General features: G+C 70.3%; 23 protein-coding genes. 18 read left to right on the top strand and 5 right to left on the bottom strand.

Features of this window, described 5'->3' with window-relative positions:
- Window positions 1-51: 51 nt before the first annotated feature.
- The 8 genes from ACJ8AN_RS11050 (at window position 52) to ACJ8AN_RS11015 (ending at window position 7,106) form a co-directional block, all read left to right on the top strand.
- Entirely contained in the window at window positions 52-786 is a 735-nt protein-coding gene (locus ACJ8AN_RS11050) for a dienelactone hydrolase family protein (protein WP_407755255.1), read from the top strand.
- A 150-nt stretch (window positions 787-936) separates the two neighbouring features.
- Window positions 937-2,487 (top strand): hypothetical protein, encoded by a 1,551-nt coding sequence (locus ACJ8AN_RS11045; protein WP_407755254.1) that lies wholly within the window; start codon window positions 937-939, stop codon window positions 2,485-2,487.
- A gap of 23 nt (window positions 2,488-2,510) precedes the next feature.
- Window positions 2,511-3,647 carry a hypothetical protein gene (locus tag ACJ8AN_RS11040; RefSeq protein ID WP_407755253.1) on the top strand — a complete coding sequence of 379 codons (1,137 nt, stop codon included), beginning with the start codon at window positions 2,511-2,513 and terminating at the stop codon, window positions 3,645-3,647.
- Between the two features lie 12 nt (window positions 3,648-3,659).
- Window positions 3,660-4,211 carry a hypothetical protein gene (locus tag ACJ8AN_RS11035; RefSeq protein WP_407755252.1) on the top strand — a complete coding sequence of 184 codons (552 nt, stop codon included), beginning with the start codon at window positions 3,660-3,662 and terminating at the stop codon, window positions 4,209-4,211.
- Window positions 4,212-4,223: 12 nt separating this feature from the next.
- Window positions 4,224-4,793, top strand: a complete 570-nt coding sequence (locus ACJ8AN_RS11030) for an N-acetyltransferase family protein (RefSeq protein WP_407755251.1) — start codon at window positions 4,224-4,226, stop codon at window positions 4,791-4,793.
- Between the two features lie 20 nt (window positions 4,794-4,813).
- Window positions 4,814-5,545, top strand: coding sequence for an ABC transporter ATP-binding protein (locus ACJ8AN_RS11025; RefSeq protein WP_407755250.1), 732 nt, complete (start codon window positions 4,814-4,816; stop codon window positions 5,543-5,545).
- On the top strand, window positions 5,542-6,312 hold the full coding sequence (locus ACJ8AN_RS11020) for an ABC transporter permease subunit (protein ID WP_407755249.1): 771 nt from the start codon (window positions 5,542-5,544) through the stop codon (window positions 6,310-6,312). The genes ACJ8AN_RS11025 and ACJ8AN_RS11020 overlap by 4 nt, the downstream gene beginning before the upstream one ends.
- A gap of 5 nt (window positions 6,313-6,317) precedes the next feature.
- The gene (locus ACJ8AN_RS11015) at window positions 6,318-7,106 is read left to right on the top strand and encodes a hypothetical protein (RefSeq protein ID WP_407755248.1); all 789 of its coding nucleotides are present in this window, start codon (window positions 6,318-6,320) and stop codon (window positions 7,104-7,106) included.
- An 18-nt stretch (window positions 7,107-7,124) separates the two neighbouring features.
- On the opposite strand, the gene ACJ8AN_RS11010 is transcribed toward ACJ8AN_RS11015, so the two are convergent.
- Genes ACJ8AN_RS11010 through ACJ8AN_RS11000 form a run of 3 tightly spaced genes read right to left on the bottom strand, consistent with a single transcriptional unit; the run spans window position 7,125 to window position 9,354 of the window.
- Window positions 7,125-7,835: a hypothetical protein gene (locus tag ACJ8AN_RS11010; RefSeq protein ID WP_407755247.1), complete on the bottom strand. Its 711-nt coding sequence runs from the start codon at window positions 7,833-7,835 to the stop codon at window positions 7,125-7,127.
- The gene (locus tag ACJ8AN_RS11005; RefSeq protein WP_407755246.1) at window positions 7,832-8,725 is read right to left on the bottom strand and encodes a transporter; all 894 of its coding nucleotides are present in this window, start codon (window positions 8,723-8,725) and stop codon (window positions 7,832-7,834) included. Before ACJ8AN_RS11005 ends, ACJ8AN_RS11010 begins: the two co-directional genes overlap by 4 nt.
- A gap of 56 nt (window positions 8,726-8,781) precedes the next feature.
- Window positions 8,782-9,354 carry a 2'-5' RNA ligase family protein gene (locus ACJ8AN_RS11000; protein WP_407755245.1) on the bottom strand — a complete coding sequence of 191 codons (573 nt, stop codon included), beginning with the start codon at window positions 9,352-9,354 and terminating at the stop codon, window positions 8,782-8,784.
- A gap of 17 nt (window positions 9,355-9,371) precedes the next feature.
- Between ACJ8AN_RS11000 and ACJ8AN_RS10995 the strand changes: the two genes are divergently transcribed.
- Window positions 9,372-10,265, top strand: a complete 894-nt coding sequence (locus ACJ8AN_RS10995) for an ankyrin repeat domain-containing protein (RefSeq protein WP_407755244.1) — start codon at window positions 9,372-9,374, stop codon at window positions 10,263-10,265.
- Window positions 10,266-10,334: 69 nt separating this feature from the next.
- Here ACJ8AN_RS10995 and valS read toward each other — a convergent pair whose 3' ends face one another.
- Complete coding sequence (gene valS, locus ACJ8AN_RS10990; RefSeq protein WP_407755243.1) at window positions 10,335-13,016, bottom strand: valine--tRNA ligase; 2,682 nt, start codon at window positions 13,014-13,016, stop codon at window positions 10,335-10,337.
- Window positions 13,017-13,093: 77 nt separating this feature from the next.
- Window positions 13,094-14,731, bottom strand: a complete 1,638-nt coding sequence (locus tag ACJ8AN_RS10985; RefSeq protein ID WP_407755242.1) for a hypothetical protein — start codon at window positions 14,729-14,731, stop codon at window positions 13,094-13,096.
- A 267-nt stretch (window positions 14,732-14,998) separates the two neighbouring features.
- On the opposite strand from ACJ8AN_RS10985, the gene ACJ8AN_RS10980 reads away from it, so the two are divergent.
- From ACJ8AN_RS10980 to ACJ8AN_RS10940, 9 genes are all read left to right on the top strand, one after another.
- Window positions 14,999-16,645 carry a YncE family protein gene (locus ACJ8AN_RS10980; RefSeq protein WP_407755241.1) on the top strand — a complete coding sequence of 549 codons (1,647 nt, stop codon included), beginning with the start codon at window positions 14,999-15,001 and terminating at the stop codon, window positions 16,643-16,645.
- 4 nt (window positions 16,646-16,649) lie between these two features.
- Window positions 16,650-18,152: a hypothetical protein gene (locus ACJ8AN_RS10975; protein WP_407755240.1), complete on the top strand. Its 1,503-nt coding sequence runs from the start codon at window positions 16,650-16,652 to the stop codon at window positions 18,150-18,152.
- Window positions 18,153-18,154: 2 nt separating this feature from the next.
- On the top strand, window positions 18,155-18,820 hold the full coding sequence (locus ACJ8AN_RS10970) for an outer membrane beta-barrel protein (protein ID WP_407755239.1): 666 nt from the start codon (window positions 18,155-18,157) through the stop codon (window positions 18,818-18,820).
- 94 nt (window positions 18,821-18,914) lie between these two features.
- Window positions 18,915-19,394, top strand: coding sequence for a hypothetical protein (locus tag ACJ8AN_RS10965; protein WP_407755238.1), 480 nt, complete (start codon window positions 18,915-18,917; stop codon window positions 19,392-19,394).
- A 6-nt stretch (window positions 19,395-19,400) separates the two neighbouring features.
- Window positions 19,401-21,104 (top strand): type IV pilus twitching motility protein PilT, encoded by a 1,704-nt coding sequence (locus ACJ8AN_RS10960; RefSeq protein ID WP_407755237.1) that lies wholly within the window; start codon window positions 19,401-19,403, stop codon window positions 21,102-21,104.
- Window positions 21,105-21,132: 28 nt separating this feature from the next.
- A complete protein-coding gene (locus ACJ8AN_RS10955; RefSeq protein ID WP_407755236.1) occupies window positions 21,133-22,581 on the top strand; it encodes a hypothetical protein in 1,449 nt (482 codons plus the stop codon).
- 391 nt (window positions 22,582-22,972) lie between these two features.
- Window positions 22,973-23,749, top strand: a complete 777-nt coding sequence (locus tag ACJ8AN_RS10950; protein ID WP_407755235.1) for a hypothetical protein — start codon at window positions 22,973-22,975, stop codon at window positions 23,747-23,749.
- Window positions 23,746-24,117, top strand: a complete 372-nt coding sequence (locus ACJ8AN_RS10945; RefSeq protein ID WP_407755234.1) for a DUF2019 domain-containing protein — start codon at window positions 23,746-23,748, stop codon at window positions 24,115-24,117. The genes ACJ8AN_RS10950 and ACJ8AN_RS10945 overlap by 4 nt, the downstream gene beginning before the upstream one ends.
- 63 nt (window positions 24,118-24,180) lie before the next feature.
- On the top strand, window positions 24,181-24,488 hold a 308-nt coding region (locus ACJ8AN_RS10940; protein ID WP_407755233.1), incomplete at its 3' end, for a hypothetical protein.

The raw sequence follows: 24,488 nt of genomic DNA, 5'->3' as shown, positions 1-24,488 counted from the left end.
AATGTCCCGTGTGTGGGCCGTGTCCGTCTCCCCGGTAGACTCTCCCTCCCTATGCCCGACGAATACCGGTTCTTCGTGGATGGACGTATCCCCGTGCTCAAGACGCACCATGAGCCCCGCCCCGGCCCGGCCGTCATCGTCCTGCATGGGCTCCATGCGAATGCCGACGCCAACCGCTGGGAGCTGGACGCGCTCGCCCAATGGGGCCTGGCCGCCATCGGCGTGGACGCTCCGCACCACGGCGCCCGGCGCGATGGGTGGCTCGAGGAGATGGCGCGGCTCGGCCCTCCGGAGTTCCATGCCCGCCTGCTCCACGCCGTCCGCGAGTCGGCCCACGACGTGTCCCGGGTCATCGACCACGTGGCCCACGAGGGGCACTGGCCCATCGGCGTCGCCGGTATCTCCTTCGGCGCGTACACGGCGCTCACCGTGGCGGCCAATGACTCGCGGGTCCAGGCCACCGTGTCCATCCTCGGCTCACCGGACTGGACTCCCCGCGAGGGCCCCATCACCGATGAGATTGGCTGGCTGATGGGCCACGCGCCCGTCCACCGCCCGTGGGACTGCGCCCGCCACCCGCTGCTCCTGCTCAACGCCGGCCGCGACACCGTCGTCCCTCCGCATGGGTCCCGCGACTTCGCTCACCGAATCTGGCAGTGGCACCCCGGGTTGCACGTCGAGCACTTCGAGTACCCCGAGTCCGAGCACATGATGCGCCCGCAGGACTGGGACGACGTCTGGCGCCGCGCGCTCGGCTTCCTCCGGCGCCACCTCTACCGGGAGTGAGCTGCACAGGTGTGAACCGCGCTGCACGGGGGCCGTGAAGCCCGCGTGCGGCTCCGGGAGCGTTGGGCTCGTCCCTGGAGGGAGTCTTGGTAGTGTCCGGTGGTTGGCATGAAGTCCGCAAGGACACGCCCGCCCCCTACCGAGGTGATGATGAGGCTCCCGCTTCTCCTGCTGCTCCTGTCCGTCCCCGCCCTCGCGGCGACGCGCCCCGCGTACGTGCTGCGCATCGAGGGCCCGGATGCCTTCGTGGACCTCGGGCGCGCGGATGCCGCCCAGCCCGGTGAGCGTCTGCGCGTCTACCGCGTCGTCGAGGCGCGCCACCCCGCCACGGGCAAGGTGATGCGCGATCGCTTCTTCCTCGGCGAGGTGGAGGTACTCGAGGCCGGTGAGACGCTCTCGCGCATCGCCGCTTCGGACGAGCTGCTCTCCCAACTGGAGGTCGGCGACGAGGTGGAGCCGGTGAACGTGCTCGCGCCGCGCGAGCCGCGGCCCGCCACGTCCGCTCCGACGCAGGCGCCCGCCGCGTCCGCGCCCTCCACCGGAGGCCCGTCCGACGCCGAGCGCACCGCCCTGCGCACCGCGTGGAACGCCGCCCTGAAGCTGCCTCCCGCCGAGCGCGCGAAGGTGTGGGAGGACTTCCTCTCCGCCTGGCCGCAGACGGACCTGGTCGGTCCCATCCGCGCGGAGATCGCCATCCTGCGCGCGACGCCCGCGTCGGCCGCGCTCGCGAAGGCGATCGCCCGGCCCACGGCGCCCGTCCTCCGGGTGAGCGCTCCCCTCAGTGCCCTCACCGACGAGGCCATCACCGTGTCGCTCTCGAGCCTCGCCGGCCCCACGCCGCGCGCGGCCATGGTGCACTGGCGCCAGAAGGGCTCGCCCACCTTCCGCACCGTGCACATGACCGTCGAGCCCCAGGGCCACTTCCGCGCCACGCTGCCCGCGGGCACGGCGGAGGAGCCGGGCATCGAGTACTACGTCGAGGCGGTGGAGCCCGAGGGGGCCACGCTCGCCGCGACGGGCAGTGCGAGCCGCCCGCAGTTCATCGAGCTCAACCGGCCGCCCCGGGACGAGCGCATCGAGCTCGCCCACCGCAGCCAGGTGCGCATCAGCGACGAGTACGTCGACTTCAACCGCTTCAAGGGCAATGACGTCTACAACCTCTTCGAGGCGGACTTCCTCTACCGCGTCAACACCGCCCTGTACGCGGTGCGCGTGGGCTTCGGCAACTACCGGGGTATTGGCACCCCGAAGGAGCTGCTCGACTCGGGTGAGCCCGGCGAGCCCGTGGGCTTCACCTATGGCTACAGCGAGCTGGAGCTGCGCCTCCACCCGTCCCTCGCGCTGCTGCTCAAGGGCAGCGCGGGTGTCACCCGGGACGGCCTCAAGGGTGGGTTCGATCTCGGCCTGCGCATCGGCAGCGAGACGGGCACGTCCCTGCTGATCCGCGGCGCCACCATCGCCAACATCGGCCAGCGCGTGAGCCTCGCGCTCGCCTGGGACGCCGTGAAGGGCTGGCCCATGAGCGGCGAGGTCGTCGTCACCAACGAGCCCATCGGCGAGGACCTCGGCGTGCGCCTCATCTACACGCTGGGCCGCTCGGTGACGCCCTGGCTCGATGTCTCCGGCCGCGTGAGCTACCAGCTGCGCGACATCAACCACTCCGGGTTCGGCCTGGGCGTGGGCACCACCTTCCACTGGTAGCGGACTCCGGGAGAACGACTTCGATGATGACCCTTTCCACCGCCACCTGCCTCCTCGCGCTGCTCGCCGCTCCGCCGCAGCCGGCCAGTACCACTCCGCCGCCGGCCAGCGCCACGCCGCCGGCCAGCGCCACCCAGCCCGCCGCACCCGCCGAGCCCCTCGAGGTGCGGCACGTCCCCGTCGCGCAGGTCTCCGCGGGCGAGGACCTGGTGCTCCGCTCCGAGGTGGCTCCGGCCTGGCGCCTCGGGGCGCTCGTCGCCCACTACCGCACCGCCGGTGAGACGGACTTCCACGACAAGGACTTCGAGCTCAGCTCCGATGGCACCTATGCCGCCGTCATTCCCGTGGCGCCCGAGCAGCGCGTGCCCATGGAGTACTACCTCACCGTCCGCGATACCGACGGCGTGGAGTCGGTGCGCTTCGCCAGCGCCGCGTCCCCGTATCCCGTGCTCATCCAGGTGACTCCGTACACGCTGGAGCGCGAGTCGCTCATGGAGGTGTATGGCCAGCGGCGCTCGCGCGTGAGTGCCTTCGGCGAGTACGTGAACTATGGCGCGACCGTCATCAACGGCACGCGCTACTCGGACCACTACTACCGGCTGGAGGCGGACTATCTCTACCGCCTGTTCACCGAGGTGGGCGGCCTGCGGATCGACTCCATCCGCATCGGCGTGGGCCACCTGCGCTCGCACACGCCTCCCTTCGACATGGAGGCTCCGGCCGGGGGCGCCCTGCCCGAGCTGCGCCCCGGTCTCGACTACGGCTTCTCCGAGCTGGACGTGGGCTTCAGCCCGTACTTCGGCCTCGGCCTGCGCCTGGTGCTCGGCGGCAACGCGGGCGGCTTCGCGGCGGGCTTCGGCGGCAAGCTGCGCATCGGCCAGCCCGCGGGCGCCCGCGCGGAGCTCGAGGGCGAGTACACGGCGGGACTCGGAGGCTCGGGGACGGTCCGGCTCGCCTGGGACACCGTGCGGCGCTTCCCCATGAGCGCCGCCGTGCAGGTGACGAACGTGCCCTCGGGCCCCGTCGGCGTGCGGCTGCTCTACCGCGTGCACTACCAGCTCACCGATTCCATCCTCGTCGGCGCCCAGGCCGGCTACCAGGCCCGGACCACGCTGGGCGGCGGGCCGACGCTCGGCTTCCTCGCGAGCTATGGTTGGTAGGGGAGGGCACTCATGCTGATCACCGCGCTCACGTTGCTTCTGCTCTCGGCTGAACCCGGCCCGGCGGCTCCGCCCGCTCCGCCGTCCCCGTCCGCGTCGTCCCTGGCGGTCGTGTCCACCGCCGCGGCTTCCACCCTGGAGAAGGTGGCCACCGAGACGGGGCGGAAGCTCGGCCTCGAGCTCGAGACGCCCTATGTGGAGCTGGGCGGCTACCTCAAGTCCCGGGGCGAGGGCTGCGAGAAGGACCCGCGCTGTCTCCTGGCGGCGCCCGGGCTCTCCGGGGCCTCCCGGCTGCTGCACCTGCGCCTGAGCCCGCTCGCCTCGGGACGGTTCGCGGCGGAGGTGCGGCTCGTGGAGCTCCGCACCCGGAAGCTCCTGGGCCGGAGCTCCGCCGTGGTGGAGCCGGGCGAGCTCTCCACCTGGGCGCGGCAGGCCTCGTCCCGGCTGCTCTCCCAGGCGGATCCCTTCGCCCGCAAGCCGCCCCCGAGCCCCTTCGCGGTGAAGCCGCCCGCCGGGCAGCCGGCCACCGCGCCGGGCCTCAAGGACGACGCGCCTCGCCAGTGAGGTGCGCGAGTCATGGGACGGGTATTCTCGCCCGTGCCCATGACCGTCTCCGGATCGCGCCGCGCGCTCGACCTCACCCTCCGGATCGCCACTCCCTCCGATGCCGCCCTCCTCGCCGAGCTGGGCGAGCGCACCTTCCGGGAGACCTTCGCCGCCGACAACCGGCCCGAGGACATGGCGGCCTATCTGGCCGCGAGTTATTCGCCCGCGCTCCAGGAGCGGGAGCTGCGGGAGCCCCATCGCACCTTCCTGATCGCGGAGGCGGGGGGGACTCCCGCGGGCTTCGCCCTGCTCGAGGAGGTGAAGCCCGAGCCCGGTGTCCCCGGCCGCCGGCCCCTCCATGTCGCGCGGCTGTACGTGGACAGGCCCTTCCAGGGAGCTGGCGTGGGTGCGGCGCTCATGCAACGCTGCCTGGACGAGGCCCGCGCCCGAGGCCATGACGTGCTCTGGCTGGGCGTCTGGGAGCGGAACTTCCGCGCCCGCGCCTTCTACGCGCGCTGGGGCTTCACCGAGGTGGGCGAGACGATGTTCCCCCTCGGCGGCGACCTCCAGCGCGACCTCGTGCTGGCGATTCCCTTGTAACGACTCCAGGAGGCAAGGCCATGCATGCCATCGAGATAGATCGGCTCACCCGCGTCTACGGTCCGGTGCGGGCCGTGGACGGAGTGAGCTTCCACGTGGAGCCCGGAGAGATTTTCGGCTTCATGGGGCACAACGGCGCGGGGAAGACGACCACGCTGCGGATGCTGCTCGGGCTGACGCGGCCCACCTCGGGCAGTGCCCGGGTGCTCGGCCACGACGTGGTGCGCGAGAGCCTCGAGGTGCGCCGCCAGTGCGGCTTCCTCCCCGCGAGCTACGCGCTCCCGGGCCACATGACGGCGCGCCAGTTCCTCCACTACGTCGGCGCCATGTTCGACCTCGACGCCAGCGTCGCCGAGGCGCGCATCCAATCGCTGCTCCAGCTCTTCGGGCTGACGGACGCGGCGGAACGGAAGCTGGGTGGCTTCTCCACCGGCATGACGCAGAAGGTGGGGCTCGCCCAGGCCCTCATCAACGAGCCGCGCATCCTCCTGCTGGACGAGCCCACCTCGGGGTTGGATCCGCTCGGCCGCCACGAGCTGCTCGAGCACCTGCGCCGCCTGTCCTCCGAGCGCGGCGTCACCGTGCTCTTCTCCAGCCACATCCTGTCGGACATCGAGACGCTGTGCCGGCGCGTCGCGGCGCTGCACCAGGGGCGGCTCGTCGCCTTCGGGCCCATCGAGGCGCTCAAGAGCGAGCACCGCTCGGCGAACATGGACGAGCTCTACCTGTCGCTCGCGCGGAGGGCCGCATGAGGGCGCGCTTCCTCTGGCTCGACGTGCGCGCCACGCTCGGCGAGCGGAAGACGTGGTTGGCCGCGGGCATGGTGGCCTACGGCGTCATCGCCATGCCCTTCATCGCCGCGAAGCCTCCCGCGCACGTGGTGTCGGCCCTGCAGGGGTGGTTCTCGACGTCGGACCCGTCCATCCTGTTCCTGTTCATCTGGACGGATCTGGTGATGAACAAGCTCATCAACATCCTCGGGGTCGTGCTCGCGGGAAGCCTGCTCATCCGCGAGCGCGAGACGGGACAGCTGTCGGTGCTGCTGTCCAAGCCCGTGTCGCCCGCCGCCTATTACCTGGTGCGCACGCTGTCGGCCTGCGCCGTCATGGCGATGCTCTACATCGGCGCGCACCTGGTGGCCGCGCCCCTGCTCCTCCGGAGTCTGCCGGGGTTCCGCCCGGGGCTCTTCTTCGCCTCGATGTCCGTGCACCTCTTCGCCGCGTTCTTCGCCGTCTGCTTCAGCGCCCTCGTGGCCGTGCTCGTCCAGCGGCGCTCGCTGGCGGCGCTCGTGAGCCTGCTGGTACTCAGCCTGTTCGTGGGCATGGCCTTCATCGGCTTCTACAACCCGGCGTGGAGTGGGCTGTCCCTCCTCAACCCCATCACCCAGGGCATCTCCGTGCTCGGCCACGTGGAGGATCTGCGCCCCGGACACGTGCTGACACCCATCGCCATCCTGCTGGGGATGAACGTGGCCGTGCTCGCCCTCGGCGCCCTGCGGGTGCGCCACCTGGAGGTGTGACTCCCATGCAGGCCACTCTTCACCGCTACCGCCTCCTCGAGGCCCGCCATGCCATCGGCTGGGGGCTCCTCGTGTTCCTGCTCGTGGGCCTTGGCATCGTCGCCTTCACGGCCGTGCTCATTCCGCTCCTGCCCGCCGCGGTCAATGCCTTCATGGAGCGCGCGTTCCTGATTCGCGGGCTCGGTGCCGTCGTCCTGCTGAACGAGTACACCGCCGTCTCCGTGCTGACCTTCTTCTTCGGGGCCACCTCGCTGATGCGGGCGCTCGTCGAGCCTCGCGAGAACCGCTCCCTGGAGCTGCTGCTCAGCAAGCCCATCTCCCGCCGGGCCTTCCTGGTGGCCCGAGTCGCGCCCATCCTGCTCGCCACCTGGGCCGTGGGCGCCGGCATGTCCCTGGCCATGGGGCTGCTCGTGCGGCCCTTCACCGGGGAGGGCGCCACCGTCAGCGTGGCGGGCGCCATCGGCTCCGGGCTGATCCTCACGGCCGAGTCGGTGCTCCTGCTCTCCGTGCTCGTCGTCCCGCTGCTCCGGGTGCGCGATGCGTTCCAGGGACTCCTCATCGCGTTCGCGCTGTGGATGCTCCCGATGATCCCCACCGTGCTGCTGCTCTACCGCCCCGACGTGTACGAGGGCCGTGAGCGGCTGCGCGACCTGATCGCCCTGGGGCCGAACCTGCTCTGGTTCGATGCGTCGGTGCCCGTGCTGGCGCTCGTCGCGCTCGCCGTGGCGCTGGTGGGCTCGTGGGGCGCGCTGGGGCTCGGCGCCCGTGTGTTCGAGCGCACCGAGCTGCGCTGAGCCCGCACTACCGGGGGCTCAGGGTCCGATGGTGGCGGAGCGGGCCACGTTGCGCAGCGCCTGCTCGGCGGCGCCGGGCGACGCGGGGTCCACTCCGTCCAGCCACGTGTCATAGGCCAGGTGGACGGTGCGGCTCGCCTCCAGCGCCTCCGGGGTGAGCGAGAGCCCCTCCAGCCACACCTCGGCGTTGGTGAGGCTGGCGGTCTCCAGGTGGAAGGTCCGCACGGGTCCTCCGCCCTCGGGCACGAGCTGCCCCTCCAGCAGCAGCGTCTTGCCCTCCATGTCCATTCCGGGGGCCAGGCCCTCGGCGTCCTCGTCCGCTGGAGCGAAGACGAGCCGCGCCCGGCAATAGCTGCCCGGAGGTGGCTCCAGCGTGCCCAGCGCGAGCGACTCTCCGTCCGCGAGCTCCAGCCCGCTCACGTGCGGAATGCCCAGCCGCCGCGGGCTGCCGGCCTCATGGGCCTCGGCCGTGCCGATGGGGGAGAGCATTCGCAGCCACCGCCATGCACTGCTCGTCTGGCAGGGGAAGATTTCCACGCTGCTCAGGGTGACGTGGGCTCGCGTCAGGGTGAGCTGCTCGCCCTGGGCGGTGGTGAACTGGCGTGTGGCGCCTTCCGTCTGGACCTCCCGGGAGGGACGGAGCTGGAGCGAGAGGTGCAACCGGATGCCCTCCTCGCGCGAGCCGCACGCGCAGAGAGCCAGCAGGACGAGGGCGGGGAGGTGCTTCATAAGTCGTACGCGACGGTGGCCTGGAGGATGGGGGTCTGCAGCACGTGGCCTTGCAGGAGGTTGAGCACGGGCACGCGCACCCCGAGCTCCAGCACCACATCCGAGGCGGGGCTGAAGAGGATGTCGGGGGAGACGAAGGCGAGGAAGCCGCTGCCCTCGGGGTCCCGGACGCCGAGGGTATCGCTGGGGCCCTCGAGACGGCCGTCCACGGCGAGGCGCAGGGCCCACCTGGAGCTCGGCTGGTATTGAGCGGCCAGGGAGGTGCGAAGGGAGGCGCCGGCGCGGAAGCCCTCGCGGCCACGCGTGGGGAGGTAGCCGGTGGCGCTGGCGAGGAAGGACCAATCGGCGCGGAAGGTCGAATAGGAGAGGCCCAGGATGGGGTCCACGGAGCCGGTGCCGAGCTGGGCATCGAGCGACAGGGGGACGCCCTCCGCGTCATGCACCGAGGGGGAAGTGGGAAGCCGGGCTCCGGCGAAGACGCCGATGAGATGGTCCGGCGAGAAGTCGCGATCGCGGAAGACGAAGACCTTGGCGCCGACCTCCATGTCCCCGATTCCCCACGCCGTCTCGCGCGAGAGGCTGACCTGCTGCACCGAGCGCGTCTGGAGGGGCAGCGTGGCCGACAGGAAGAGCCAGGGGAGGGGGGCGTAGGCGACCGAGAGGTCCATGCGCAGCTCGCGCAGGGCGACGGCGTCCACGGCCTCCTGTCCGGTCGTCAGGCCCCAGGCGCGCACCTGGGAGGCGAGCCGCAGGCGCCCGGCGAAAGGCTGCTCGTTTCCCATGGTGGTGAGGGTCGGATCGCCACACGCGCAGGACGCGCAGGCGAGCCCCTCCGTGGGGAGGACGAGGGAGGCCACGGACAGGACGGCGGCGAGGGAGGACTTCCACATGACGGGGACACTCTACGGCCAGGGCGGGCCATTGCCCTGCGGCGAGTTGTCGCGGCTCAGCCCGGCGGGTGTTCGGCGCCGAACCGAAGGGTGCGGACCACCTCGAAGGGACCATTGCCCTCGCGAGCGATGAGGCAGATCTCCGTTGCTTGGAACACCAGCGGAGTCCACGTCTCGCTCAGCCGGGCCTGGAGCGCCGCGACCTGTTCGGCGCCGCCGGACTGGCCCACGCTGAGGTGCGGGGTGAAGCCACCCGAGAAGCGCGAGGTATGGGCGTAATCCGGGGCAGCGGCCTGGAGCGCGGCCTGGACGCGGGCGAAGGCCTCGCGAGGCTCGGGGGCGAGCCAGAGGGTGCTCCGGTCGGAGCGGTGCTGGAAGACGTGGAACGAGGCGAGGGTCGCCTCGAAGGGGCTCAGCGCGGCGCAGGCGGCCTCGAGCGCGGGGAGCAGCTTGGGCAGCTCGTAGCGGGGCGCGAAGGGGTAGAGCAGGGTGACATGGGGCATCCAGCGCTGGACCTGGCGATCATGCGCGCGGCGGATGGCCTGGATGGGCGGCCAGACCTCGGCGGGAGGAATGAAGACGACCGCCGTGCGATGGGTCCAGGCTGGAGTGGCCATTGGGCGAGCCATGTTAGCGTTTCGCCCCCATGGCGGAGCTCGAAGCGGCGCTGGATGTGTTCTACGCGGGAGATGCCGGGGCCCTCGAGCGGTTGCTGCGCGCTGAACCCTCGTTGGCGCATGCGCGCGTGACGTCGGCCGAGGGCCACTACCGCGGCTACTTCCACGAGGTGACGTTGTTGCACCACGTCGCTGGCAATCCGTTCATCCGGCCACTGCCGGCGAAGACGACGGGGCTCGCCCGGCTCATCCTCGAGCTCGGAGCCGAGGTCGACGCCGCCACGCGGCCAGGGCCCGCGCAGCCCGATGACATCGGGTGGAGCACGCTCGGCCTGGTGGCAACCAGCGACGCCGCCCGCCGCGCTGGCCACCAGCGGCCGCTGCTCGAGTTGCTGCTCGCACGCGGCGCCAACATCGACTTCCGCAACGGTGGGCCGCTCGTGGGCGCGCTCTACTACGGCGAAGCCGAGGCGGCGCGCTTCCTCGTCGAGCACGGCGCCCGGTATGACCTCGTGACCGCGGCGGGGCTCGGCCGCATCGACCTGATGGCGCGGTTCGTGCGCGACGACGGGACGCTCGCGCCGGATGCGCATGCCCTGGTCCACTACAGCGTGGTGCGCGACCGCCCCGCCTCGCACGCCGACATCCTGGGCCTCGCGCTGATCTTCGCGAGCTTCGGCGGCAACCGGGACGCGGCGGCCTGGCTCCTCGACCGGGAAGCCAGCGTGAACGCACGGCCGCCGTTCGATCACTCCGCGACGCCGCTCCACTGGGCCGCGCTGCGCGGGCACGCCGAGGTCGCGTCGCTCCTCCTCGACCGGGGCGCTGACCGCGCGGCGCTCGACACGTCCTTCAATGCCACGCCCCAGGGCTGGGCCGAGCACGCGAGACATCGGGCCGTGGCGTCGCTCGTCGCGCTCTAAAAGTCGTACAAGGCCCAGTAGGGCTGGCCAAGAGTCTCCCTGGCCAGCCCCGCTTCTACGCCACGGTCCTCAGCCCTCGGTGGGCTCCGGGGCCTTCTCCTTCTCCGCGGCGGGCGCCAGCTCGAACTCGACGATCTCGAACGTGCCGTCGGCCAGGTCCGCCTTCTCCACCAGCTCCGCGCTCTGGCAACGGGTCGCGGACAGCACGTCCTCCCGTACCCGCTCGAAGCCCGCCAGCGTCGCCGCGTTGCCCGCGAGCTTCATCCGCGTCACCGCCCGGCCCACGCCCGCGCCCGACTCGCTCTTGCGCTTGTTGATCGCCTGCTGCGCTCCCTCGGCGAGCTGGAACGAGGCCGCGTTCTCCGGCTTCGCGATGCCCTCGAACGTCCTCGCGTCCGGCCACGGCGCGCGGTGGATGCTCTTGTGCCCCGTCTCCTCGACGAAGGCCCAGCCCCACACCTCCTCGGTGATGTAGGGCAGCACCGGCGCGAACAGCCGCAACAGCACGTTCAGCCCCAGCCGCAGCGCCGCCACCGCCGAGCCCCGCGCCTCCTCGCCTCCCGAGCCCTCTCCGCGCGCCCGTGCCTTCACCAGCTCCAGGTACGTGTCCGTGAAGCTCGACCAGAAGAAGCTCTCCGTGTTCGCCAGTGCCGGCGCGAACTCGAAGTCCTTGTAGGACGCCGTCGCCGCCTCCACCACGCTCGCCAGCTTCGCCACGAAGGCCCGGTCCAGCTCGTGGGTGATGGGGTGCTCCTGCGCCGTCTGGCTCAACACGTACTTGCCCGCGTTGAAGAGCTTCGTCACCAGCCGCTTGCCGACCTTGAATACCTTCTCGTCGAAGGCCGTGTCCGTGCCCAGCCGCGCCGAGGCCGCCCAGTAGCGCACCGCGTCCGCGCCGTAGTTCTCGATGAGATGCATGGGCGTGATGACGTTGCCCTTGCTCTTCGACATCTTCTTGCGGTCCGGATCGAGAATCCAACCGGAGATGAGCACGTGGCTCCAGGGAATGGTCTCCTCGTGCAGCATCGCCTTGGCGATGGTGTAGAAGGCCCACGTCCGGATGATTTCGTGGCTCTGCGGCCGGATGTCGCCGGGGAACAGCTGGCGGTGGCGCTTCAGGTCCAGCTCCCAGCGCGAGGCGATCTGCGGCGTCAGCGAGCTGGTGAACCAGGTGTCATACACATCCGACTCGGCCGTGAAGCCGTTGGGCTTGTCCCGCTGCGAGGCGTCGTAGCCCGGCGGCACGTCCACCGTCGGATCCACCGGCAGGCGCTCGGCCGGGGCGAGGAGGGGCTTGTCGTAGTCGGGGTTCCCCTCGGCGTCGAGCCGGTACCACACGGGGAACTGCACGCCGAAGTAGCGCTGGCGGCTGATGCACCAGTCGAGCTGTAGGTTCTCCGTCCAGTTGCGGAAGCGCGAGCCCATGTGCTCGGGGTGCCACCGCACCTTGTCGCCGAAGCTCAGCATCTGCTCCTTCTTGTCCATCAGCCGCACGAACCACTGGCGCGTGGAGATGAACTCGAGCGGCTGATCTCCCTTCTCGAAGAACTTCACGTCGCGCTGGATGGGCTTGGGCTCGCCCTGGAGGGGAACGCCCTGGCCCGGCTTCGCGGCGGCGTCCTCGCGCCGGAGCAGCTCCACCATGGCCGTGCGCGCCTGCTTCACCGACTTGCCCTGCAGGCCCGCGTAGAAGCCATTCGCGGCCGAGGCCTCCAGGCTCTCCCAGTCCGGCGCTCCGAACGTCACGGGCATCAGCCGCCCGTTGCGCCCGATGATCTGCCGCAGCGGCAGCTTCTGCTGGCGCCACCACAGCACGTCCGTGGCGTCACCGAAGGTGCACACCATCAGGATGCCCGTGCCCTTGGTGGGGTCGGCGAGCTCGCTCGGGAAGATGGGCACCGGGACGCGGAAGAGCGGGGTGATGGCACGCTTGCCGAACAGGCCCTTGTAGCGCTCGTCGTCGGGGTGAGCGGTGACGCCCACGCAGGCGGCCAGCAGCTCCGGCCGCGTGGTGGCGATGGTGAAGCGCACGTCCGAGCCCTCCACGCCGAACTCGATGTCGTGGAACGCGCCCGCCTGCGGACGGTCCTCGACCTCGGCCTGGGCCACGGCCGTCTGGAAATCCACGTCCCACATCGTCGGCGCCTTCACCGAGTACGCGTGGCCCTTGGCGTACAGGTCCAGGAAGGACAGCTGCGCCAGCTTGCGGCTGTGGTCGTTGATGGTGGCGTACTCCTCGTTCCAGTCCACCGACAGGCCGATGCGCCGCCACAGCGCCTTGAAGGCCACCTCGTCCTGCTGCGTCACCTGGTGGCACAGCTCGATGAAGTTGGGGCGCGACACCATGCGCGGCGGCTGCTTGGAAGCGTCGGCCGAGACCTGCTCCATGCGCAGACCGGGCTCGTACGGGGTGCGCACGTCCACGCGGACGTTGAAGTAGTTCTGCACCCGGCGCTCGGTGGGCAGGCCGTTGTCGTCCCAGCCCATGGGGTAGAAGATGTTCTTGCCGAGCATCCGCTGCTGCCGGACGATCACGTCCGCGTGCGTGTAGCTGAAGATGTGGCCCACGTGCAGCGAGCCCGACACCGTCGGCGGCGGCGTGTCGACGACGAAGGTCTCCTCGCGCGAGCGAGAAGGATCGAAGCGGTGGATGCCCTCGGCCTCCCACCGGTCATCGAGTCGCTTCTCGACGCTCTCGGCTTCGAAGTGCTTGGGCAGGAGCTCGGGGTTGATGGAACGGAACGTCTTCATGGCGGCGGAAGATGAGCGATCACCGCCGCCCGTGCAATCACAGATAAAGCCCCCGCCCTCGATACGCCCGCACGTGCTCAATGCGCCCGCTGCAGCCAGCGCGGCAGCCTGGAGCGGCGCCCGGGAGGCGAGGGGACGAGGGGCTGCGACGGCTCGTGCGGCCTCATGCCGATGCGCGCCAGCAGGAGGTCGTAGAGCTCCTCGTAGCTGTTCGCGTCCCGCAGCTCCTCGAAGCTCCCCGTCCACTCCAGGGACATCGGCCGCAGCTCCTCGGCGAGCCGAGCTCCGAAGTGCTTCTGGACCTCGGGTGCCTCCAGCCGCTGGGGCTCGAAGGGACCGATGGGGACGCCGTCGGGGCCGGGCTCGGCGCCGGTGCGCAGGCCGCTGTCCTCCAGGGCCCGGCCAATGGCCTCCATCAGCGCGGGCAACGGCCAGGCCAGACTGCCGCGGTTGCGCAGGTACGCGAGGAAGTCCACCGGGTAGTCCGACGAGAGCCGGGCTCCGATGTTGTAGAGGGCCTCCAGCGTGAGGCCGCTCCGGGTGGCCAGGTCCTGCAAGAGGGTCCGTGCGCGCTCGCCCGCGTGAAGCGCGGTGGCCTGGGTGCCGTCCTCGGTGCGCCAGCGGGCCTCCTGGAAGACCTCGCGCATGTCGATGGCCCCGCGCACCCCCGTCAGCCGCGCCTGGCCGATCTTGTCCCGCAGACAGGTGATGAGGATGGCCTGGTCCACCCAGTCGAGCGTGCGCGCGAGCGGGTAGAGCGTGCGCAGCGTCAGCTCGCCCGGATCCGTGGTGGCCAGGTGCTGGATGTCCGAGATGCCCAGCTCCTCGAGCCGCTCGGCGATGCGGTCGTTGATGCCGTCCACGTACTCGAGCGACAGCGCCTCCTGGCTGGGCACGGTGGGCTGGAAGATGGACAGCACCCGGCGGCGCAGCGCCTGGAGGGCCCAGCTCGGGAAGGCGCCCAGGACGAAGTAGAGGAAGCCGGCCTGATTGTCCGTGCCCACGGCCTGGAGGAGTTGCACCTGCCCGGCCACGAAGCCCAGCACCAGGGTGATGAGGGCGCGCAGGGTGGTGCCGAAGAGGAACTCGGAGGAGAGGGCCATCGCCTGGATGCGGTGGATGATGAGCAGCAGCGTGTAGACGTAGACGCCGTAGCCCGCGAAGACGAGCCCGCGCAGCCCCTCCTTGAAGTCCCCCGTCACGGCCTGGCGCAGGGACGGCTCGTTGACGACGTCCGGGAACATGTACGTCGCCGACAGCGTGGCCACGAGCAGGAAGGGCAGGGCGAGCGCCGCTCCACCGCACAGCAGCATGAGGACGCTGGGCTGGTTCTGCGCCACCACCTCCTTGTCGAGGCCGGCGGTGAAGATGCGGGCCGTCTCGTAGCGGCCCCGGGTGCTCGCGTAGTGGCGCGCGGCGACGAGGTACCAGCGCAGCATCTCCTGGCGGGCGCCCACGTAGCGCCGGTTGTTGCGCATGCGGTGCGCGACGGCGAGGGCACTCGGCAGCAGCGCGCACAGCCCGAGCCACGTGAAGAAGAAGAAGTGCCGCCACGTGTAGCGCAGCGCCCCCATCAGCTTCCCGTTGACCTGGGGCACGAAGAGCACCACCGCCAATACCCCGAGTCCCAGCAGCGTCCACAGCAGGGGCCCGTAGCGCTCCCGAGGGGCGGTGGAACGATGTGAACGGCGGACCTTCTGCTCCTCGCCAGCCATGAGCGGGCCTCCCGGCATGCACCTGCGGCCCCAGGAAGATGTGCACGGTGCCGAGCGCCTGGAGGCCCGCCCGCACCTGCCCTCCAGTCAGAGACACCCTGACACGCAAGTCGCGCCATCTCTGACGGGGGTGTCAGATTTCCCCGGCTATGGCGCCACGTAAACCCGCGAAGACACGGGGTAGGTGCCGGGCATCCAAAATGCTACGCCCCCCGCCGCTGGCCCTTTCCCCCTGGAGCCACGATGTCGCGAGTCCTTTCCCGATGGATGACCCTGACCCTGCTGGCGCTCGGAGCCGCCGGCTGTGCCTCTTCTGATGCATTCGAGGGAGGCACGGGCGACGGAAGCGGTGCGCCCGGTGACTCAGGTGGTGGAGGCGCGCCCGCCGTCTGCACGACGGCCGCGGACTGCCCGGCCGGCTACACCTGTACGCGGTCCGCCTGCGTCCCGCCCGAGGACGAACAGGACGAGTCGAGCGAGCGCCCGCCGCTGGCCAGCAAGAGCTACGTCTACGTGCTCTCCCCGAGCGCCAACAGCCTCACGCGCATCGACCCTCGCACGCTCACGTTGGAGGCCATTCCGGTGGGGGCCTCGCCCGTGGACGTGGCCGTGGTGCCCGGCGAGGACTCGGCGGTGACGCTGTCCTCCGTGGAGGCCTCGCTGTCCGTGGTGGACTCGAACACGCTGCCGTCGCATGTGCTGCGCGTTCCGCTCGGCCGCCGTTACGGGCGCCTGAGTGTGTCCGCGGATGGCGCGTACGCCCTGGCCTGGCCGGATCCCTCCGCGCCTCCCGGCTCCGGCGCCGAGGGCGTGGTGTCGCTGGTGGACCTGCGCGCGGTGCGTCGCGGTGAGCCCGCCGAGCGCACGGTGCTCGAGCGCTCCGCCGGCTTCCGCGTCACGGACGTGCTCTTCCGGCTGGAGGGTGGGGTGGCCACGCGCGCCTACGTCTTCGCCAAGAGCACGGTGACGGTGATGGACCTCACGGCTCCGCGCGAGCAGCCGCTGCCGTTGCGCATCCCCCTGCCGGAGGCCATGTCGCAGGACGTCGCCTCGCGCGAGGTGGTGGCCACGCCGGATGCCTGGCGCGTCCTGCTGCGCTCCACCACCGCGCCGCTGCTGGCGTCCTTCGATGGCACGGCCTTCCGCACCGCGACGCTGCCCGAGGTGGCCACGGACGTGGATCTGCTCCCCGATGGCTCGGGCGCCGTGGCCGCGCTGCGCACCGCGAGCCAGCTCGCCCTCATCGAGCTGCCCGGAGACCTCGAGGACCCCTCGGGCATCCAGCTGCTCGATGTGCCGGGGGCCTCGGTGGGCCAGGTGGTGCTGCCACCGCGAGCGGGTGGGGCGCGCTTCGCACTGGTGTACACCACGGTCCTCAATGACGAGTCGCTGACGCGGGTGGACTTCCCCGCGGGCACCGTTACCCGCTACCCGCTGGAGAAGCGCGTGGAGCGCGTGGCCCTCTCGGCGGACGGACGCACGGCGGTCATCGTCCACAAGCCCCAGCCCGACTCCCCGGCGACAGACCCGTACGAGCGCGCCGTGGACGCGGACCGGGGCTATTCGGTGCTCGACCTCGCCACTGGCTACCTCCAGCTGCGCCGCACCGGGGCGCTGGAGCCCGCGCAGCTCGCCTTCTCCTCCAGCGGCGGCTTCGCCGGAGTGACGCTGCGCAGTGACACCGAGCGCCGCTACGGCGTGGACGCGGTGGACCTGTCGACGCTCGTGTCCCGCTCCGTCTCGCTGGCCTCGCCGCCGGCCTTCGCGGGGGGCTTCTCCGGCGACGCCGGGGAGACGCGCCACCGCATCTTCGTGTCCCAGCTCCATCCGGCCGGGCGCATCAGCTTCGTCAACCTCGACGACAGCCAGATCCGCACCGTGACCGGCTTCACCCTCAACTCGCGGATCGAGTGAACCCATGAGAATCGTTCGACGGTGGCTGCCCGCGGTGCTGTTGCTCGCGGCCGGGTGTGGCGGACGCGGAGACCTCTACACCCGCAAGCTCGAGCCCCTGCCGCTGCTCACCACGGGCGAGGCGCTCGTCTCGGTGGTGCCGCAGACGCAGCGGGTGGTGGCGGTGCGCCCGGGCGGGAAGTCCCAGGGGCTTCCCATCTCGGATGGGGCGCGCAGGGCGGTGCGCCTCCAGGGCGAGCAGGTGGCGGTGCTGGCTGGAGATCAGCGCCACCCGGTGCTGCAGCTCGTCTCGGTGGACAGCGGGGACGTGCGGACGCTGGAGCTGCCGGGGGCCTATGACACCCTGACCTTCAGCGACGACAGCCGCTACGGCCTGCTCACCTACAGCACCGCGAGCCTGGGCCCGGACGTGGTGGCGCGCAACCTCAACGAGGTGGCGGTGGTGGATGCCGAGGCGCGCTCGGTGACGCGGCTGACGCTGGGCACGGAGAGCCTCGCGCCGCGCTCGGTCGTCTTCGCCCCGCCGCACGAGGACCGGCAGTACGTGGTCATCACCCTGGACCGGGGCGTGGTGGTGCTCGATGCGAAGCACCCACGGCGGGCCCCGAAGCGCATCCCCACGCGCCTGTCGGAGACGCAGCCCGAGGTGTCCGTGCAGGAGGCGCTCTTCTCGCGCGGCGGGGACGTGCTCTTCCTGCGGCTCTCCAGCATGGACGACGTCTTCGCGGTGGAGCTGGCCCAGGAGGGAGACGAGCTGCTCGCCTCGGTGAACTTCCTCGCCGGGGGCACGGGGCTCAGCGACCTGGAGCTTCCACCCGAGGCGGCCCCGGCCTCGGAGCGCTCGGTGCTGGCCGTCTACGCCGGCAGCCAGGAGGCGAGGGTGCTCGACGCGCGGGGCCTCCAGGACGGGCCCCGGTTGCCGCTGGGCGCGCCCCTGACGAAGGCCCACGTGCTCTCGGACGGACGCACGCTGTTCTACGAGGGCAAGCTTCGCACGGTGGTGGCCTGGGACGTCGTCTCCGGCAAGAACGGCACGGTGCTGCTCAGCGCCGGCTTCGACGCGGTGCGCTTCAGTGACGCGCTCGGCGCGGCCGTGTTCCGCCACCCCAGCGTGGGCTCCACCGGCGGCGCCGCGCTCTCCGTGGTGACGGTGCGCGAGGAGGACACCCGCCTGCGCGTGCGCATCAGCCCCATCCCCGTGTCGCGCGCCATTGGAGCGGACGTGATGGACGCGGACCGGGGCCGGCTGTACTTCGCGCCCCAGGGCCAGCCCGTCCTCGCGCGCCTGGACGTGGAGACGCTCGCCATCGACCAGGTCACCCTGGACGCCCCCATCACCGCGCTGCACTACCTGCCCGCGAGCGGCCTGCTCGCCGCCCAGCACGCCGAGCCCACCCTGGGCGACGTCACCCTGATTCCCGCGGACCGGCTCGAGCGCGGCGCCGCGGAGCGCGTGCGCTACTTCACCCTCGCGGACGAGCTCGCCCGCGCCTCGGAGGGCCCCTGATCATGAGACACCTTCCCGCTGTCCGCGCCGTCCTGCTGCTGGCCGCCGTGCTCTCGCCCGTGGTGGCCTCGGCCCGCGTGCCGCTCACGCTGCGCCTGGGCTACGCCGGCCAGGTCAGCACCGCGCATGCCTATGATCTGGTGGACGAGAACGATCACCTGCCGCTGTTCCGCGTGGGGGCCGGCTACTCCTTCCTCCTGCCCACGGGGCGGCTCGAGGTGGAGGGGGGCTTCCTCACCGGGGGCACCTCCGCGCCGCTGCACCAGGTGACCACCGCGAGGCTGGGGTTGGTGGGCGTGGAGGCCGGGGCCGCGTACCGCGTGCGCGTGGGGACGTCCTTCGAGCCCTATGCCCAGGTGCTGGTGGGCCACGACTGGCTGAAGCTGGAGCTCGCCGCGCTGAACCAGCGCACCGGGCAGCTCTCCGCCACGGCGCTGCTGGGCGTGTCGCTGCTCATCCCCACCCGGCAGGGCGACGCGGCCAGCTCCGCCTTCGTCGTGGACCTCGGGGTGGGGTACGGCTTCCGGCCCGACGCCCGCTTCGACGCGCTCGCGCCCACGCCCCCCGAAAACGCCGAGGAGGAGCCCATCCGCTCGGCCCCTCTCCCGGTGGGCTCCCTACCGCTCTCTGGCGTGACGTACCGGCTCCAGGTCGGCCTGCGTCTGTGAGCTGACACGGGGGGTGGGAGACGTGCTCACCCCGCGTCGGGATTCTGGGGGGCGTCGGCGGATGTGCTAAACAACGCACAGCCCTGACCCCCCTATGCTGGAATCCCTCTCCGTTCCCAAGCGACGCGTAGCGGCCCAGTTCGTGCTGCCCGGCGGCTCCTCGCGTGACGTGCTCGTTTTCCTCGCCGAAGCCGCTGCCGGGTATTCCGGTGGCGAGCGGCTCTCGGATCTGCTCAACAACAGCGGCTCGCAATTCATCCCCGCGATCGACGCGGGGACGAACGCCATGACGTTCGTGCGGTGCGAGAACCTCGCCCTGGTGCGCGTGGCCGCCGAGATAGAGCCCAACGCCGTGGACCAGTTCACCATCCCCACCGAGCACGAGGTGGAGGTGACGATGGTGGACGGCACCAAGCTGCGCGGGCTCATCACGTACGTGCTGCCCGAGGCCCACTCGCGCCTCACCGACTACCTCAACAACAGCGCGCCTCCGTTCTTCCCCTTGTTGGAGGGGGAGCGGGTCGCTCTCATCAACAAACGCCACGTGGCCTACGTGGAAACCCTTCGCCGCTGAGAAGCCATGGCTCGGTTCGACGCCTTCATCGAGAAGCTCTACAAGGAAGCCGGTGTCGCCATCATGTTGGAGACCGGCAGCGGCATCACCCTGCGTACCGCCTCGGGCAACGTGCCCATGGTGAAGGCAGGGCTCAACTCACAGCAGATCATCGGCGCGCTCTCGGAGATCCTGCCCGCGGACATGCGCGGCAGCTTCCCCGCCGAGGGGGTCTCCACCTTCGCGTACTCCGCTCCCTCCGGCGCGGTGCAGGTGAAGGTGCAGTACGTCGGCGGCCACATGAAGGTGGCGCTGGTGCCCTCCAAGGCCTCGCCCTCGCAGACGGCGGTGAACACCGTCGCGGCGGCGCCGTCCGCCCGGGAAGCGCTGGAACTGCCTCCCTCGTCCGGGGAGGAGAAGCTGGAGCTGGCCTCCCCGTCCGACATGATGGACATGGCGGCTCGCGGTACCGGTGGGGCCTTTGTCTCCGCCGCGCCCGCCGCCCCGGCCCGGACGCCCGCGGCCGCTCCCGCCGCCGCCCGCGCGCCCGCTGCCGCCGCCAAGGCCCCGGCCGCTCCCGCCGCCGTCGAGGCGAAGTCCTCCATCGAGGTGCTTCCGCCCCAGGACGGGCCGGACTCGGACGCGGGGCAGGCCCTGCTTACGCTGTTGAATCGCATGCTCGACAAGAAGGCCTCGGACCTCCACCTGTCGAGCCAGGTGGTCCCCATGCTGCGCATCGACGGTGACATGCAGCCGCAGGAGGACTACCGGCCCCTCACGTCCGATCGCCTCAAGGCCATGCTCTGGAGCATCGCGCCGGAGAAGAACAAGAAGCAGTGGGAGGAGACGCGCGACACGGACTTCGCCCACGAGACCGATCGTGCCCGCTTCCGCGTCAACGTCTTCGAGGATCGCAAGGGCATCGGCTCGGTGATGCGGCAGATCCCCACGAAGATCATGACCGCCGAGGAAATGGGGCTCTCCAAGCACATCCTCGACCTGTGCTTCCTGAGCAAGGGCCTGGTGCTCGTCACGGGCCCCACGGGCTCGGGTAAGTCCACGACCCTCGCCGCGATGATCGACTACATCAATCGCAATCGCGAGGACCACATCATCACGATCGAGGACCCGATCGAGTTCGTGCACCCGAACAAGAAGTGCCTGGTCAACCAGCGCGAGGTGCACGTCCACACGCATGGCTTCAAGAACGCCCTGCGCGCCGCGCTCCGCGAGGACCCGGACATCGTGCTCGTGGGCGAAATGCGAGACCTCGAGACGATCGCCATCGCGATTGAAACGGCCGAAACGGGCCACCTCGTCTTCGGAACGCTGCACACCAACACGGCGCCCTCGACGGTGGACCGCATCATCGACCAGTTCCCCGCGGACCGGCAGGAGCAGATCCGCATGATGCTCTCCGAGTCCCTCAAGGGCGTCATCTCGCAGATGCTGGTGAAGAAGATCGGCGGAGGCCGCGTGCCCGCGCAGGAAGTGCTCCTGTGCACCAACTCGGTGGCCAACCTCATCCGCGAGGGCAAGACGTTCCAGATTCCCTCCATCATGCAGACGTCGCGCGGCATCGGCATGCAGACGCTCAACGACGCCCTGCTGGATCTGGTGAAGAAGAAGCTGTGCGAGCCCAACGACGCCTACATCAAGGCGATCGCCAAGGGCGAGTTCAAGCAGATGCTCGAGCGCTCGGGCTTCAAGATTGACCTCCCGACCTCCTGAGTCGAGGAGCTGGAGCGCCGCCGCGGTGGTGGCGGCGCTCACCGTGGGTGCGTTCCTCGTCCGGCTGTCGCTGCTGCTGGAGAGTCCCGAACCCCCCGGTACCGACGGCTACTACTACGTGGTCCAGGTGGAGCACTGGCTCGCCGAGGGACGCTTCCACGTCCGCGACGCGAGCTGGGTGCTCCGGGTGATTGCCCTGGGCTGCGCCGTCTTGGGTGGGCCCGTGGGCGTGAAGGCCGTGAGCGCGCTGCTCGCCGCGCTGTGTGTCCCGGCCGCGTGGTTCGCGGGGTTGGCGCTCGGGCGGGGGTATCCCGCGGCCTTTGGGTTGGCGGCCTGGGCCGCGGCGTCTCCGACGCTCACGCACCTCGCCGGGGACTTTCCGAAGACGCTCGGGGCCGTGGCTCCGCTCCTCGTCGTGCTCGCCTGGGTCGTGTCCGGCCGGCGCGGGTGGGGGGCGATGCTCGGGGGCCTGGTGGCGGTGTTGCTCGCCGCTACGGCGCACCGGCTCGGGGCCTCGTTGCTCGGGTTGGGGGCGGTGGGGGCGGGGCTGGGACTCGTGCTGCGCGGGCGTGGGGCGGCTCCCGAGCGCAAGTGGCCCCTCGTCCTCATGGGCGTGCTGTGCGTGGCCTCCTTCGCGGTGCTCACCACCGTGTTGCCCAACCTGCTGCACCCGAAGGACCTGGAGCGCGTCTCCTCGCAGCTCGACCTGTCCCCCGGTGTGCCTCCGCCCTTCCCGTACTTCGCGCTCCGCCACACCTGGCTGCCCCAGCAGGTGGAGCTGGGCGCCTCGTGGCTCGGGCTCGTGTGCGGGGCCGTGCTCCTCTGGCGGCGCAGGGAGTCACGCCCGCTCGTGATGGGGCTCGTGCTCCCGCTCGCGGTGTGCCTGTTCCCCCTCTGGCGCAGGGACGTGCTCGATCTCGGCTACCGCATCTCGCTCCTCGCGCCATTGCTCGCCGCGCCCCTGGTGCTGCTCGCCCTGCCTTCCGCGCGGCCGGGGCTCCAGCTCCGCCTCGGGGCCGTGGCGCTCGTGACGCTGGCGCTCCTGCCTCTGGCTCGCTTCGGTTTCGAGCCGGGCGCGACGCCTCCGTACGGCCGCTATCGCGCGCTCATCTCGCGCATCCCCCAGCCCCTGCCCGGGCTGCTCATCGCGCACCAGGGCATGAACTTCCTCTACGACCATGTCACCGGCCACGAGGCCATGGCCTGGGCCCCCGAGCCGGGATTGGATCGCACCCGGATCGGGAGGCTCGTGTGGGGCGTGCGCGATGGCGAGTGGATGGCCTACGCGCCCACGCAGGAGGGCCTGCCCGGGCCCGTGCGGTTGGATCGGGACTATGTCTACGTGCGCGAGGACGTGTACGAGGCCTTCCTCGCCCGGGCCCGGGAGGAGGGGGACGAGGATCTGGCCGAGCGGCTCGCCGACTGGCGCAACCCGTCCGCCGTGCGCCCTGAATCGCTCCTGCGCAACCGGGACTGAGACGCGGGTCTCGCACCAAGAGGTCATAATCATTACATCCGGAAAAGGTGCGGCAATGTTCAAGCATCTCGTCAATTCTCTCCGCGTGGCCTCATGGAAGCCCTTGCGCGTGGGGGGCGCTAGCCCTCTCGGGGTTGATGCTGGTGACAGCGTGCGCCACGGGCGGGTCCATGGGCGGAGGCTCGGCATATCGCTACCGCCAGCCCATTCCGGACGACTCGCCCGAAACGTGGGAAGTGGAAGCCGAAGCCGTCTTCTCCATCCTGCCCACGGACTTTCAGCCAGTGCAGGTCGGTGACTCCGATCTTTCGGCTACGCTGGCGGTGTTTTGGCTCCAGGTTCCGCTGCGGGTGTCCGCCTCGTGCCCCCCGTTGTACGTTGGCCGGAGCCGGTGACAAAAGGCGCGGCCCTCGCGTTCTCCGTGCTCATGTGGGGCTACCTTGGATGGGAGTTCTTCGACCTCCTGCGAGCCTATGCGCAGCTCTACGAAGACGCGCCGCAAGCCTCGAGCTTCGCGGAGCTGCGGGAGGTTGCTGAAAGGTTCGGAAGAGTCATCGGCCCCAATAGCGTGCGAATTCTCGTCATGGTGGCGACGGCTGCTATTGGTGAAACGGCGGCGCTCGTATCGAAGGGGCCGAAGTTGCCGGGCTTCGGGCAAGCCTCACGTACGGTCGAGATGAAAACCGGCCTGCGTCTGATGGATGCGGCAATCGGCGCCGAGCGGGCCATTGTTTCCGTGAACGAGGGCGCGCTCCGCATTGTGCTGCCAGTCAACGCCGTGTCCATGACTGCGTGGAACGGAGGCGGAGGACGCTCCTCGAGCGGAGCGGGCGTGAAGCCGGAGGGGAGTAAGCCCCTTCATCGCGCATTCAAATCCTTTGACGCGTTCAAGCGTGCGATGGGCTCTGCTGGCGAGGACAAGGCATGGCACCACATCGTCGAACAGCGGAAGCCCAACGTGGAGCGCTTTGGTCCAGAGGCCATTCACAACACGGAAAATGTGATCGCCGTAGATAAGGCCAAGCATGATGCGATAAGCGCGTACTACTCGACAAGGTCCGACGACACGGGGGGAATGGTCGTGCGCGAATGGCTCCGCACGAGATCTTATGAAGAACAGCGCATTTTTGGTTTGATGATCCTGAAGCGGTTCGGAGTCATTCCATGAAGAAGGCGCAGATCAAGAAGCTCCCGACGGAAGAGTTGATCGAAAAGGTCAGAACCCTGTCCGCCGAGAGATGGCGCGTGATTCATGCGGGCAAGCCGAAGGAGGCAAACCGCATGTACGATCTTCTCGTGGCGGCTCGCGGGGAGCTGCGGGCAAGAGGTAGCGAAGCGCAGCGCCAGTTACTGAAATTGCTCGATGATCCAGATCCGGGAACCCGTTGTTGGGCTGCTGGCTCGGTGTTGGAGTTCGCACCAGACGAGGGAGAACGGGTGCTTACCGAAATCGCTCAACACGTTGATGGTCTGGTGGGCTTCTCCGCGGAGAGAACGTTGGAACAATGGAGGGCAGGTACCTTCAATCCCCCCTGAGGTCTACGCCGCACGTTGCGGAGGCCGACACGGCGGGTGGGCCTCGCGCTAGCATGGGCCCCCATGAAAGAGCGCGAGGAGCCAGCTCCCGTCATCCATCTGGACGACCGCAGGCCGACCCCGAAGGAGCTCCCCGCCTTCGCCCTGCCCGAGACACCGGCTCAGGAGGACCCGCGCAAGGACGCGTTCTGGTCCGCCATGGAGGTCTTCTTCGACGGGCTCCAGACGACTCAGGCACAGCTCCTCACCCGGCTCATCCCCCTGGCCCTCCCCGAGCTGAAGCGCATTCCGCTGCTCCCCATCCGCGAGGCCGTGTGCGGGTCCTGGGACCTGCCGGAGGAAATGTCGCGCGACCTCGAGGCGCGGCTTGG

The organism is Archangium sp., from assembly GCF_045802675.1.
Classification (GTDB): domain Bacteria; phylum Myxococcota; class Myxococcia; order Myxococcales; family Myxococcaceae; genus Archangium.
This window is presented reverse-complemented; position numbering and strand designations above follow the sequence as displayed.